11 protein-coding genes are annotated in these 12,362 nt (G+C 61.6%); 3 read left to right on the top strand and 8 right to left on the bottom strand.

The genetic code is table 11. The features are described 5' to 3' along the window. Positions 1 to 6 precede the first annotated feature (6 nt). The 7 genes from flgK to ATI14_RS16395 form a co-directional block, all read right to left on the bottom strand. Positions 7 to 2,043: a flagellar hook-associated protein FlgK gene (gene flgK, locus ATI14_RS16425; RefSeq protein ID WP_016971816.1), complete on the bottom strand. Its 2,037-nt coding sequence runs from the start codon at positions 2,041 to 2,043 to the stop codon at positions 7 to 9. Between the two features lie 10 nt (positions 2,044 to 2,053). Next, positions 2,054 to 3,316 (bottom strand): flagellar assembly peptidoglycan hydrolase FlgJ, encoded by a 1,263-nt coding sequence (flgJ, locus tag ATI14_RS16420; RefSeq protein WP_016971817.1) that lies wholly within the window; start codon positions 3,314 to 3,316, stop codon positions 2,054 to 2,056. A 4-nt stretch (positions 3,317 to 3,320) separates the two neighbouring features. Next, positions 3,321 to 4,430: a flagellar basal body P-ring protein FlgI gene (locus ATI14_RS16415; protein ID WP_165448228.1), complete on the bottom strand. Its 1,110-nt coding sequence runs from the start codon at positions 4,428 to 4,430 to the stop codon at positions 3,321 to 3,323. 6 nt (positions 4,431 to 4,436) lie between these two features. Further along, positions 4,437 to 5,132, bottom strand: coding sequence for a flagellar basal body L-ring protein FlgH (gene flgH / locus ATI14_RS16410; RefSeq protein WP_003214607.1), 696 nt, complete (start codon positions 5,130 to 5,132; stop codon positions 4,437 to 4,439). Between the two features lie 53 nt (positions 5,133 to 5,185). Beyond that, entirely contained in the window at positions 5,186 to 5,971 is a 786-nt protein-coding gene (gene flgG, locus ATI14_RS16405; protein ID WP_016972468.1) for a flagellar basal-body rod protein FlgG, read from the bottom strand. A 68-nt stretch (positions 5,972 to 6,039) separates the two neighbouring features. Further along, positions 6,040 to 6,780 (bottom strand): flagellar basal body rod protein FlgF, encoded by a 741-nt coding sequence (locus ATI14_RS16400; protein ID WP_016972467.1) that lies wholly within the window; start codon positions 6,778 to 6,780, stop codon positions 6,040 to 6,042. Positions 6,781 to 7,108: 328 nt separating this feature from the next. After that, positions 7,109 to 8,671 carry a sigma-54-dependent phenylalanine hydroxylase transcriptional regulator PhhR gene (locus tag ATI14_RS16395; RefSeq protein WP_016972466.1) on the bottom strand — a complete coding sequence of 521 codons (1,563 nt, stop codon included), beginning with the start codon at positions 8,669 to 8,671 and terminating at the stop codon, positions 7,109 to 7,111. Between the two features lie 257 nt (positions 8,672 to 8,928). On the opposite strand from ATI14_RS16395, the gene phhA reads away from it, so the two are divergent. From phhA to ATI14_RS16380, 3 genes are all read left to right on the top strand, one after another. Beyond that, complete coding sequence (gene phhA, locus ATI14_RS16390) at positions 8,929 to 9,720, top strand: phenylalanine 4-monooxygenase (RefSeq protein ID WP_016972465.1); 792 nt, start codon at positions 8,929 to 8,931, stop codon at positions 9,718 to 9,720. A 97-nt stretch (positions 9,721 to 9,817) separates the two neighbouring features. Next, a complete protein-coding gene (locus tag ATI14_RS16385; protein ID WP_016972464.1) occupies positions 9,818 to 10,174 on the top strand; it encodes a 4a-hydroxytetrahydrobiopterin dehydratase in 357 nt (118 codons plus the stop codon). Next, positions 10,174 to 11,370 carry an amino acid aminotransferase gene (locus ATI14_RS16380; RefSeq protein ID WP_016972463.1) on the top strand — a complete coding sequence of 399 codons (1,197 nt, stop codon included), beginning with the start codon at positions 10,174 to 10,176 and terminating at the stop codon, positions 11,368 to 11,370. The genes ATI14_RS16385 and ATI14_RS16380 overlap by 1 nt, the downstream gene beginning before the upstream one ends. 130 nt (positions 11,371 to 11,500) lie before the next feature. Here ATI14_RS16380 and ATI14_RS16375 read toward each other — a convergent pair whose 3' ends face one another. Continuing rightward, positions 11,501 to 12,310 carry a UDP-2,3-diacylglucosamine diphosphatase gene (locus ATI14_RS16375; RefSeq protein ID WP_016972462.1) on the bottom strand — a complete coding sequence of 270 codons (810 nt, stop codon included), beginning with the start codon at positions 12,308 to 12,310 and terminating at the stop codon, positions 11,501 to 11,503. Between the last annotated feature and the right edge of the window lie 52 nt (positions 12,311 to 12,362).

The following is a 12,362-nucleotide window of genomic DNA, read 5'->3' as shown; positions in this document are numbered from 1 at the left end:
ACTCCTTTAAAGGGCGTTGATCAATGTGCTGAAGGTTTCTTGTGCGGCCTTGATGATCTGCGACGACGCGGTGTAGTACTGCTGGAACTTGATCATGTCGCCCGCCTCTTCATCCAGGTTGACCTGGGACACCGAGTTGCTGGCCGCCTTGTTCGCCGCCAGGAGCGCGCCGGTAGCGGTGCTGTCGGTATTGGCCTGGGCCGCTTTCGAGCCGACCTGGGACACCAGCCGGCTGTTGGCCGACACCAGGCTCACGCCCGCATTGCCATCCACCGCACCCACCGTTGCCTTGGTCTGCAAGCCCAGCAATTGTTGGGCATTGCGACCATCGGACGTCGCGCCGCTGTTGAATGAAAAGGTGGTGCTGTCGCCATTGGCAGGCGAACCGGCGACGGTGGTGTCGAAGCCGAACGTCTTGCCAGGGATCAACGCGCCGCTGGCATCACGCATCGGCACGTTGACGGTAATCTTGTTGTCCTGGCCCGGGATGATGGTGCCGGTGCCGATCGAGTTGCCTTGGGCGTCGCTCAACGTGTAGGACTGGGTGCCGTCCGCCGCCGGTTTGCCGAACACCATTTTCACGGGCATCGAATTTTCGATCCCGGTGCGCAGTTGCGCACTGGCAGCCCCACCATTGATATCGATGGGCAGGGTCAACGTCGGCGGCGTGAAGGTGCCGGTACCGGTGTTGGTCTTGCTGGCGTTACCGGCCAGAGGCCCGGCAAACGCAATTTTGTTCGGGTCCTTCAGGTCGGCGGAAATGCCGCTGGCGCCGTTGGCGGTCGGGCTAACCTTGAAGCTGTCACCGGCGGCAACCGGCCCAGCGCCATTGAGCGCGAGGGTAAAGCCGTCGATCACCGGCGGCGGCGTGGTGGTGGTGTCAAACGAGCCCATGGCCTTGCCATCGGAGCGCACCACGTTGTACTGGTTGCCGCTGGTGAAGGTGACCTTGTAGTCAAAGGTCGACAGCTTGCTGCTGTCGGCAATCGTCACGTTCAGGTTGCCCGACCCCGCACTGTTACCCGCGGCCGCCTGGCTGCGCTGGGAAATCGCGGCCGGGCTGTTGATGTTGCCAAACAGCGAAGAGCCAAAATCGCCGTTCAGGTCCAGGCCTTGGCCCAGTTGCTTGTTGACGCTGTCGGCGGTGGCGATGGCGATGCGCCCGAGGTCGTTGATGGCCGGCATCAGCACATCATCGCGGTAGCGCAGCAAGCCACCGATGCTGCCACCGGAAATCACCGAGCCGATGTCCATCGAGGTGTCGCCCACCTTCAACTGGATGGTGTACTGGCTGTTATCGGTCTTGCTCGGCACCGCCGAGATGGTATTGGCAATACCGCCTTCCACCAGGGACTGCCCGGTGCCGGTGGTCACACTGAACTGGCCGTTTTTCTCGGTCGCGGTCACGCCGATCAGCTCATTGAGCGAACGCACCGCTTCGTTGCGTGCGTCCAGCAGGTTGGCCGGTGCGCTGGTGGACGAGCCCTGAGCCGTTGCAATTTGCGTGTTCAACGAGGCAATCGACGCGGTCAGCTTGTTGACCTGATCACTCATGGTCCCCAACTGGCCGTTGATCGACTCTTTCTGCTGGGTCAATTGCGTGGAAATCGAGTTGAAGCGGTTGCTCAAGGTCTGCGCGCTGGTCAGCAACAATTGCCGGGCCGACACATCGCTGGGCGTGGCGGCAGCGGTTTGCAGCGAAGCGAAAAACGCGCTGAGGGCGGCCGACATACCGGTGGACTTGTCCGACAGGGTCTTGTCGATCGCGGCGGCCTGGCCTGCGTAAGCCGTGGCGTCGCTGTTGAGCGCGGTGCTGCTTTGATAGGCCGCGCCGAGGAAATCGTTATAAATGCGGCGCACGTCCGCCAGGGTCGTGCCGCTGCCGATGAACACCCCGCCATACTGGTTGTTGGCGCTGGCGTTCTGCGTGGTCTGCTGACGCGAGTATCCCGGGGTATTGACGTTGGCAATGTTGTTACTCAAGACCGACAGCGATCCTTGAGCGGCGTTGAGCCCTGACATCCCGATACTGAGCAAACTCATGATTCAGACCTTATAAATGAGTGGTCGCGCCCGCGGCAGCGTAATTCTGGTAACTGTTCATCGTTTTGGCGATCTGCGAAATCTTGCTGGCGTAGTCCGGGTCGGTTGCATATCCGGCTTTTTGCAACTCGCGTACAAACTGCTCTGGGTTGTCGGCTGACTTCACAACTTCTTTATAGCGATCATTGCTTTGCAGCAATGTCACCAGGTCATGGAAGCTGTCCTGGTAGGAGTTATAGGAACGGAACTGCGCCGTCTCCTTGACCATCGCCCCATCGCGAAACTCGCTGGTAATCGCACGGGCCTGGCCGCCCTGCCAGCTTTGCCCGGCCTTGATGCCGAACAGGTTGTGGCTGCTGCTGCCGTCCTCGGCGCGCATCACCGATTTACCCCAACCGGTTTCCAGCGCGGCCTGGGCGACCAGGTATTTCGGATCGACACCAATACGCGCGGCTGCGGCCTTGGCCATCGGCAACATGGTGGCGACGAATTCGTCCTGGGAGCTGAAGGCCTTTTTCGCCGGCGCCAGTGGCGGCTGGGCGATGGCGCGGCCGTACACCTGCATGCGCCCGCTCGGCACGGCAATATTGTGGGCGGTGCTGTTGATCACATTGTCGTCGGCGGCGCTGTTGCGCAGCGGCGCGGCTTTGGCGGCAGCGGCGTCGGTGCTCGGCACGATGCCGGCGAGCAGGCGGTCGGTCAGCCGGCTCGGCAGGGAGATACGCCGCTGGTTCATCAGTTCCATGTCGTTGGCGTGTGTGTGGGTGTTTTCCGGCACGGCCACACGCACCGCCCACAGTGGGCGCTGACCGTTGGAGCGGCCCAACGGTCCGTCGGCCTGGGTGCCCGCCGCAATCTCGGTCGGCACATCCGGCTTCTTCGCCGGTGCTTCGGCGGCCGGGCCCTGCAACGTGGCCGCCTGGGCGTCCACCGGTTTGTTCTTCTGCATCTGGCGTATCAGCACGTCAGCCAGGCCGATACCACCGCCTTCACGCGACATCGAAACCGCCAGCTGCTGGTCGTACATTTCCTGATACTGCTTGGCCGCCGGAGTGTTCAGCGGGTTGTCCTTGCCCAGCGCCTCGGTGGCCGAGCGCGCAGACTTGAGCATCTCGCTCAGAAACAGCGATTCAAACTCCTGCGCCACTTTGCGCACGTTGGCATCGCTGTTCTTGTCGGCGCCGACCTTGAGCTGGTTAAGCCGGTTCAAGTCGGAGTAAGACCCCGAGTCCGCCGTGCTGCTGATTCCGCTCTTGTGCATATCCATGGCCATGGCCTCAGATCACAATCAGGTCGGCTTGCAAGGCGCCGGCCTGTTTCAAGGCTTCAAGAATCGCCATCAAGTCGCCTGGGGCGGCGCCCACCTGGTTCACCGCGCGGACAATCTCGTCCAGGGTGGTGCCGGGGCCGAACTTGAACATCGGCTTGGCTTCTTGCTGGGCGTTAACCCGCGAGCGTGGCACCACGGCCGTCTGGCCGTTGGACAAAGGCCCCGGCTGGCTGACGATGGGGTCCTCGGTGATGGTGACGGTCAGGCTGCCGTGGGTCACCGCGGCCGGCGACACCTTGACGTTCTGGCCGATCACGATAGTGCCGGTACGCGAGTTGATGATGACTTTGGCGACGGCCTGGCCCGGATCCACCTCGAGATTTTCCAGGATCGACAGGTAATCGACGCGCTGGCTGGGGTCCAGTGGCGCGGTGACGCGCACCGAGCCGCCGTCGATGGCTTGCGCCACGCCTGGGCCGAGCATGTCGTTGATTTTGTCGACCACACGCTTGGCGGTGGTGAAGTCCGAGCGGTTGAGGTTCAGCGTCAGGCTGTTGCCCTGGTTGAAGCCGCTCGGCACGGTCCGTTCAACGGTGGCGCCGCCCGGAATGCGACCGGCCGAAGGCACGTTCACGGTGATTTTCGAACCGTCGCGGCCTTCGGCGTCAAACCCGCCCACCACCAGATTGCCTTGGGCGATGGCGTAAACATTGCCGTCGATACCCTTGAGCGGGGTCATCAACAAGGTGCCGCCGCGCAGGCTTTTCGAGTTACCCATCGACGAAACGGTGATATCCACCACTTGGCCCGGCTTGGCGAATGCAGGCAGGTCAGCACTGATGGACACGGCCGCCACGTTCTTCAACTGCACGTTGCCCGAACCTGGCGGCACTTTGATACCGAACTGCGAGAGCATGTTGTTGAAGGTCTGCAGGGTGAACGGGGTCTGGGTGGTCTGGTCACCCGTGCCGTTGAGCCCCACCACCAGGCCGTAGCCGATCAACTGGTTGGAGCGCACGCCGGAAATGCTGGCGATGTCTTTCAATCGCTCGGCACAGGCGCCTGCGCTCAAGGCCAGCAACACTGCCGCAGCCATCAGCTGTTTGAGTTTCAAAATGGCCACCTAGAAAGGGAACAGCGGGCTAAGGAAGAAACGGTCGAACCAGCCCGGCTGACTTGCGTCGGCAAACGAACCCGTACCCGAGTAGGTAATGCGTGCATCGGCGATTCGCGTCGACGGCACGGTGTTGTCAGTGGAAATGTCATCGGCACGCACCATGCCCGCGATACGCACCAGCTCGTCGCCGGTGTTGAGGGTCATCCACTTCTCGCCGCGCACGGCAATGATGCCGTTGGGCAACACGTCGGCCACGGTCACGGTGATCGAACCGGTCAGGCTGTTGCCCTGCCCCGCCGCGCTCTTGCCGTTGGTGGCGCGGTCGCCGCTATAGCCGGCGTCCAGGCTCAGGTCGCCACTGCCCAGCGGGTTGTTGGTGTTGGGCACACCGCCGAACAGCGAAGTCAGGCCGATGCTGGTCTTGCTGGTCTTGCCGATCTGCGAGTTGGCGTTCTTGCTGGCCTGGGTCTTCTCGTTCAGGGTGATGGTGATGATGTCACCGACCCGGAACGCCTTGCGGTCGCTGTACAGGTTCTGTTCGAAACCGGCCTGGTAGATCGAGCCGTTGTTGGCCGCCGCCGGCAGCGGCGTGCGCGGCAGCACCGGTGCGTAGTACGGGTCATTGGGCTTCGGCGTCGGGGCGACACAGCCCGCGAGCACGGCGATCCCACTCAATGCCAGAACAGAAACATAGCGATTCATGACCCTTACCTCACGGTGTTGCAGGCGCCGCAAAAAGCGCCCCATAGACTTGATTACAGATTCTGCGTTACGAACGAAAGCATCTGGTCGGCGGTGGAAATCACCTTGGAGTTCATCTCGTAGGCGCGCTGGGTGGTGATCATGTTGACCATCTCCTCAACCGTGCTCACGTTGGAGGTTTCCAGGGTGCTTTGCAGCGTGGTGCCGAAGCCGTTCAGGCCGGGCGTGCCGATTTGCGGCGCGCCGCTGGAAGCGGTTTCCAGGAACAGGTTGTTACCCATGGCCTGCAGACCGGCCGGGTTGATGAAGTCGGCGGTTTGCAGGTTGCCGATCACTTGCGACGCCGGGTTACCGGCCACGGTGATCGACACGGTGCCGTCAGTGCCGACGGTAAAGGTCTTGGCATCCGCGGGGACCACCACCGCAGGCTCGAGGGCGAAGCCGTTGGCAGTCACGATCTGGCCATTGGAGTCCAGGTGGAAAGTACCGTCGCGGGTGTAGGAAGTGGTGCCATCCGGCTGCAGGATCTGGAAGAACCCACGACCATTGATGGCCATGTCCAGCGGCTGGTTGGTTTGCTGCAGGTTACCGGCCGTGAAGTTTTTCTGGGTGCCGACGATCTGCACACCGGTACCCAATTGCAGACCCGACGGCAGTTCGCTGTCCTGGGTCGACTGGGCGCCTGGTTGGCGTTTGATCTGATAGAGCAAGTCCTGGAACTCGGCGCGGTCGCGTTTGAAACCTGTGGTCGACACGTTGGCCAGGTTGTTGGAAATGGTGGTCAGGTTGGTGTCCTGCGCGGCCAAACCTGTTTTGGCAACCCATAGAGCCGGAAGCATAGTGTTCTCCTTCGTGCGCCTGTTTGTTGGCGCTGCGCTGCAAAATTAGTCTTCAGTGACGCTGCCAATCAGCTCATCGACAGAACGCGGGTCATGGCCTGGTCGTCTTCCTTGGCGCTGTTCATCATCTTGATGTGCAGCTCGAACTGCTTGGAAAGCGCCAGTACCGCCGTCATTTCTTCCACCGCGTTGACGTTGCTCGCCTGCAGGAAACCCGAGGTCAGCCGCACGTTCGCGTCGGCCTGTGCCGGCTGGCCATCCTTGGTGTGGATGGTGCCGTCCAGGCCTTTGGTCATGTTCTTGAGGTCGGGGTGGACCATCTTGATACGGTCCACTTCAGCCATCACCCGCGGGCCTTCGCCCATGGCGCGGATGCTGATGGTGCCGTCGGCCCCCACTTCAACCTTCTGCTCGGGCGGCACGGCAATCGGCCCGCCGTTGCCCATCACCGGCATGCCGTTGCCGGTGCGCAGCACGCCGAGGGCATCGATGTTCATGCTGGCGCTGCGCACATAGGACTCGCCGCCATCAGGGGTTTGCACGGCAATCCAGCCGTCGCCGCTGACCGCCACGTCGAGGTCACGACCGGTTTCGATCATGGCGCCCGGCGAGAAGTCCGTGCCCGGCCGCTCGGTCAGGGCAAAGGCCCGCGCCGGAAAGCTGTCACCGAACACCGGCATCGATCGCGCCTGCTCCAGGTCACGCTGAAAACCGTTGGTGGAGATGTTCGCCAGATTGTTGGCATGGGCCTTCTGCGCCAGAGCATTCTGGCTGGCGCCGGTCATTGCCACATAAAGGTACTTGTCCACGCGTTATCCTCTTTCTGACGGACGCTTGCCGCCCACCGCTGTACTGATGAGGCTTAAGCAATTTGCGGTCCAACTTTTTAAAAGAGGATGAAGCCCAGGCGGGGCGGGGGTTTGCGGGAACGCGTGAAGATTTCAATGCACTGGCAGAGTCGAAAAAACGGCGGACTACTGCCGCTAACGGCAAGCCTCGGTCTCACTGACAAAAAAGATCAAATGTGGGAGCTGGCTTGCCTGCGATGGCGGCGAATCAATCACACATGAGCCAGTTGAACTACCGCTATCGCAGGCAAGCCAGCTCCCACAGTTTTACCCTAGGGTGCCAGGTGGTTTACTTGTCGCTCTTGAGAATTTCGTAATCACGCAGCTTGTTGGCGATGGTCGTGTGCGAAACCCCCAGCCGCTTACCCAACTGCCGGCTGCTGGAGTGTTCGGCATACAAGGCTTCCAGCACCGCCTTCTCAAACCGCCCGACGATCGCCTCCAACCCGCCCTCCAGCGAAAAATCGCCAAGCGGTTGGCGCACGCCATAATCCGGCAAGCGAATATGTTCGGCCTTGACCGTGCCACCGTCACACAGCGAAACCGCCTGAAACAGTACGTTTTCCAGCTGCCGCACATTGCCCGGCCAGTGGTAGTGGCTGAGACGATCCATCGCCGCCGGCGCCAGTTTGGGCAGCGGGCAACCAATCTGCCGGCTGGCCTGATCCAGAAAGTGGTCAACCAGTGGCGCCAGCCCATCAAGACAGTCACGCAAAGGTGGGATGTGCAGCGACAACACATTCAGGCGGTGATAAAGGTCCTGGCGAAACTCGCCACGGGCGCATAACTCGGACAAGTCCACCTGGGTTGCGCAGATCACCCGCACATCCAGGTACACCTCTTCATCACTGCCTACACGGCGAAAGCAGCCGTCCTGCAAAAAGCGCAGAAGCTTCACCTGCAACCGCGCGCTCATTTCGCCCACGCCGTCGAGAAACAACGTACCGCCCGCCGTCAGCTCCAGCAGCCCCAGCTTGCCTTCGGCCCGCGCCCCTTCAAATGCGCCGGGGCCATAGCCGAACAATTCGGTTTCGGCCATCGACTCCGGCAGCCCTGCACAATTGAGCGCCATCAACGGTGATTGCCCACGCGGGCTGGCCAGGTGGCAAGCGCGTGCCAGCAGTTCCTTGCCGGTGCCGGTTTCGCCTTCTATTAATAGCGGCGCGTCCAATGGCGCCATGCGCCGGGCTTCACGCACCACGGCGGCCATGACTTTGGAGCTCTGGAAGATGCTGTCGAAGCCGCGCAACTCCTGCTTGCGTACGTTGTAGATACGCTCGCCCACCCGGTCGGCGCGGTGCAGGGTCAACACGGCACCGGCCATGGCTTCGCTGTCGTCATGCTCGGACGATTGCAGCGGCGCGATGTCCGCCAGAAACACGTCACCCTTGACCTTGACCCGCAGGCCATTGATCCGCGACTTGCTGGCGCGCACCAGTTCCGGCAAATCGAAATCCTCGGCATACCGCGACAATGGAATGCCCGGCACCTCGTCCACGCGCACCCCGAGCAGCTGCGCCGCGGCGCGGTTGGCGGCGACGATGGAGCCGCCCATGTCGATGGACAGCACTGGAAACTCCAGCGCGCCGAGCAGCGCATTGAGCTCCATGTGCCTGCGCTCGCTGGGCATCAGCCCTACCCGCTTGACGCCAAACACCCCGGCAATTGCCTCGAACTGCGGGCGCAACGCCTGGAACTGCATGTTCACCAGGTTCGGGCAAAACAGGTAGATGGCGTTGCCGTGTTCGCCGCCCACCTCGCCCTTGGCGACGTTGACGCCGTATTCCACCAATAGGTTGAGGATGTCCCGCAGAATGCCGATGCGGTTCTGGCAGTGCACTTTGATACGCATGAAAAGGCCCGAAAGGTGGGAAGGCGCCGCAACTTTTTGCGGTCTGACACAGATAGTCGTCAAGATTATGTGACAGAACGTGACCTTTTCACAGCCCGCCGCGCCGATCAATGGCACGCTCGTAACGAAAACTTTACGGAAAACGGTAAACTTTCCTACATCCCCCGCCCGCAGCCCGATGGCATCCGCCGTCGTCCGCGCTATCAATAGGCTCATCGCAGGACATAACAAGAACGAATGCCTAGCAGGAGAGCCGTATGAAGCAGACGCAATACGTGGCCCGCGAGCCCGATGCGAGTGGTTTTATCCACTACCCGCCGGAAGAGCACGCGGTGTGGAACACCCTGATCACGCGCCAGTTGAAAGTGATCGAAGGCCGCGCCTGCCAGGAATACCTGGACGGCATCGACAAGCTCGGCCTGCCGCTGGACCGCATTCCGCAACTGGGCGAAATCAATAAAGTGCTGGCCGAAACCACCGGCTGGCAAGTCGCCCGGGTACCGGCGCTGATCCCCTTCCAGACCTTCTTCGAATTGCTCGCCAGCAAACAGTTTCCGGTGGCGACCTTTATTCGTACCCGCGAAGAACTGGACTACCTGCAAGAGCCGGACATTTTCCACGAGATCTTCGGCCACTGCCCGCTGCTGACCAACCCCTGGTTCGCCGAATTCACCCACACCTACGGCAAGCTCGGCCTGGCGGCCACCAAAGAGCAGCGCGTCTATCTCGCGCGCCTGTACTGGATGACCATCGAATTCGGTTTGGTGGACACCCCGCAAGGGCGGCGCATCTACGGTGGCGGTATTTTGTCGTCGCCCAAGGAAAGCGTGTACTGCCTGTCGGATGAGCCCGAGCACCAAGCCTTCGACCCGCTGGAAGCGATGCGCACGCCGTATCGCATCGACATCCTGCAACCGCTGTATTTCGTCCTGCCCGAGCTCAAGCGCCTGTTCGACGTGGCGCAGGAAGACATCATGGGCATGGTTGAGCGCGGTATGCAGTTGGGCTTGCACGCGCCGAAGTTTCCACCGAAGCCTAAAGCCGCGTGAACCTTACATCTCGAGGCCAGGTGAGCCTTTTCCCTGGCCGTGCGTTGCTTTAGGGTGACGCCACTGATCTTCACACTTTCGAATTCAGGACACCTTCATGACCACCTTGAACCAAGCCCACTGCGAAGCCTGCCGCGCCGACGCCCCGCAAGTCAGCGATGAAGAGTTGCCGGTACTGATCAAGCAGATCCCCGACTGGAACATCGAAGTCCGCGACGGCGTGATGCAGCTGGAAAAGGTTTTCCTGTTCAAGAACTTCAAATTCGCCCTGGCCTTCACCAACGCCATGGGTGAAATCTCCGAAGCCGAAGGCCATCACCCGGGCCTGCTCACCGAATGGGGCAAAGTCACCGTGACCTGGTGGAGCCACTCCATCAAGGGCCTGCACCGCAACGATTTCATCATGGCCGCGCGCACCGACGACGTCGCCAGGGACGCCGAGGGCCGCAAGTAATGTATTTCGACGCGATTGCCCGCGTGCCCGGCGACCCGATCCTCGGGCTGATGGACCTGTACGCCCAGGACGCCAATCCGAACAAGTTCGACCTGGGCGTCGGCGTGTATAAGGATGACCAGGGCCTGACGCCGATTCCGCACTCGGTCAAAGTCGCCGAGCAGCGCCTGGTAGACACCCAGACCACCAAAACCTACATCGGCGGCCACGGCAACCCGGCGTTCGGCACGCTGATCAGCGAGCTGGTGCTGGGCGCCGACTCGGCCTTGATCCGCGACCACCGCGCCGGCGCCACCCAAACCCCGGGCGGCACCGGTGCGCTGCGCCTGAGCGCCGACTTCATTGCCCACAGCCTGCCCGGTCGTGGTGTGTGGCTGAGCAACCCGACCTGGCCGATCCACGAAACCATCTTCGCCAAGGCCGGGCTCAAGGTCAGTCACTACCCTTACGTGGGTGCCGATAACCGCCTGGATGTGGCGGCAATGCTGGCGGTGCTCGCCACCGTGCCAAAGGGCGATGTGGTGTTGCTGCACGCCTGCTGCCACAACCCGACAGGGTTCGACCTGTCCCGGGACGACTGGCGCCAGGTGCTGCAGATCGTGCGCGAACGCCAATTGCTGCCGCTGATCGACTTCGCCTACCAGGGCTTTGGCGATGGACTGGAGCAGGACGCCTGGGCCGTGCGGTTGTTTGCCGCCGAGTTGCCGGAAGTGCTGGTCACCAGTTCCTGCTCGAAGAACTTCGGCCTGTACCGCGACCGCGTCGGCGCACTGATCGTGTGTGCGGCGGATGCCGAAAAGCTCACGGATGTGCGCAGCCAACTGGCAAATATCGCGCGTAATTTGTGGTCGACACCGCCGGATCACGGCGCGGCGATCGTCGCAACGATCCTCGGTGACAGTGAGCTGAAAAAGGTCTGGAGCAACGAAGTGGAAGCCATGCGCTCGCGCATTGCACTCCTGCGTTCCGGGCTGGTGGAGGCGCTGGCGCCTCACGGGCTGGCCGAGCGGTTTGCACATATTGGTGCACAGCGTGGGATGTTTTCCTACACCGGCTTGAGTGCCGAACAGGTCAGGCAGCTGCGGGAGAAGCACAGCGTGTACATGGTGAGTTCCGGCCGGGCGAGTATGGCGGGCATCGACGCCACGCGTTTGACCCTGCTGGCCCAAGCCATCGCGGACGTCTCGAACATCTAGCTGAAGAAACACAAAACAGTGTGGGAGCTGGCTTGCCTGCGATAGCGGTGTATCAGCCAACTGATCAGGTACAGACATACCGCCATCGCAGGCAAGCCAGCTCCCACATTTGTCACACCGAGTGAATCCTTTAGCCTGTGACCATCTCGGCCTTCAACTGCGCCTGTTTCGCCTGCGCATCCGCCAACCGATACAACTCGATACTGCCATCCCAGTGCTCGATCAACGCCGTGCACGACTCCACCCAGTCCCCGCAATTGAGGTAATCCACCTCGCCCACCTTGCGAATCTCGGCATGGTGAATGTGCCCGCAGACCACGCCATGCAACTCACGCTTGGTCACTTCGTGGGCGATGGCTTCTTCAAAATCGCTGATAAAACTCACGGCCGTCTTCACCTTGTGCTTCAGGTAGGCCGACAGCGACCAATAACCGTAGCCATACCGTGCGCGCCAGTGGTTCAGCCAGCGGTTCAACGTAAGGGTGAATTCGTAGGCCGAATCCCCCAGGAACGCCAGCCAGCGGTGGTAACGGGTGATCACGTCAAACTGGTCACCGTGGATCACCAGCAAATGCCGGCCGTCGGCGGTAACGTGCACCGCCTCGTCCACCAACTGGATATTGCCCAGGATCAGCTTGGAATAGCGGCGCAGGAATTCGTCGTGGTTGCCGGTGACGTAAATCACTTCTGTGCCGCGCTTGGCCATGGTCAGCAGACGGCGGATCACGTTGGTGTGGGCCTGGGGCCAATACATGCCGCCGCGCATTTTCCAGCCGTCAATGATGTCGCCTACCAGGTAAACCTTGTCGGCGTGGTAGCCCTTGAGGAACTGCGACAGGTGTTCGGCCTGGCAATCCCGGGTGCCCAGGTGCACGTCGGAAATCCACAGGGTACGAACCCGTTGTTTGCGGCTGGGTTTGGCGAATTCGGCACTGGTCATGGGCATCCCTCGACGGTGTTTTCGCGAGCTTGCGCCCCGGCAGTTAATAGCC

Origin of the sequence: Pseudomonas tolaasii NCPPB 2192, from assembly GCF_002813445.1 — a bacterium.
GTDB classification, from domain to species: domain Bacteria; phylum Pseudomonadota; class Gammaproteobacteria; order Pseudomonadales; family Pseudomonadaceae; genus Aquipseudomonas; species Aquipseudomonas tolaasii.
This window is presented reverse-complemented; position numbering and strand designations above follow the sequence as displayed.

What these genes read in the sequence shown, in the direction of transcription:
- flgH (WP_003214607.1), bottom strand. Translation starts at nt 5,132, where the DNA reads ATGAATCGCTATGTTTCTGTTCTGGCATTGAGTGGGATCGCCGTGCTC.
- ATI14_RS16380 (WP_016972463.1), top strand. Translation starts at nt 10,174, where the DNA reads ATGTATTTCGACGCGATTGCCCGCGTGCCCGGCGACCCGATCCTCGGG.
- ATI14_RS16395 (WP_016972466.1), bottom strand. Translation starts at nt 8,671, where the DNA reads ATGCGTATCAAAGTGCACTGCCAGAACCGCATCGGCATTCTGCGGGAC.
- ATI14_RS16385 (WP_016972464.1), top strand. Translation starts at nt 9,818, where the DNA reads ATGACCACCTTGAACCAAGCCCACTGCGAAGCCTGCCGCGCCGACGCC.
- flgJ (WP_016971817.1), bottom strand. Translation starts at nt 3,316, where the DNA reads ATGGCCATGGATATGCACAAGAGCGGAATCAGCAGCACGGCGGACTCG.
- ATI14_RS16375 (WP_016972462.1), bottom strand. Translation starts at nt 12,310, where the DNA reads ATGACCAGTGCCGAATTCGCCAAACCCAGCCGCAAACAACGGGTTCGT.
- flgG (WP_016972468.1), bottom strand. Translation starts at nt 5,971, where the DNA reads ATGCTTCCGGCTCTATGGGTTGCCAAAACAGGTTTGGCCGCGCAGGAC.
- phhA (WP_016972465.1), top strand. Translation starts at nt 8,929, where the DNA reads ATGAAGCAGACGCAATACGTGGCCCGCGAGCCCGATGCGAGTGGTTTT.
- flgK (WP_016971816.1), bottom strand. Translation starts at nt 2,043, where the DNA reads ATGAGTTTGCTCAGTATCGGGATGTCAGGGCTCAACGCCGCTCAAGGA.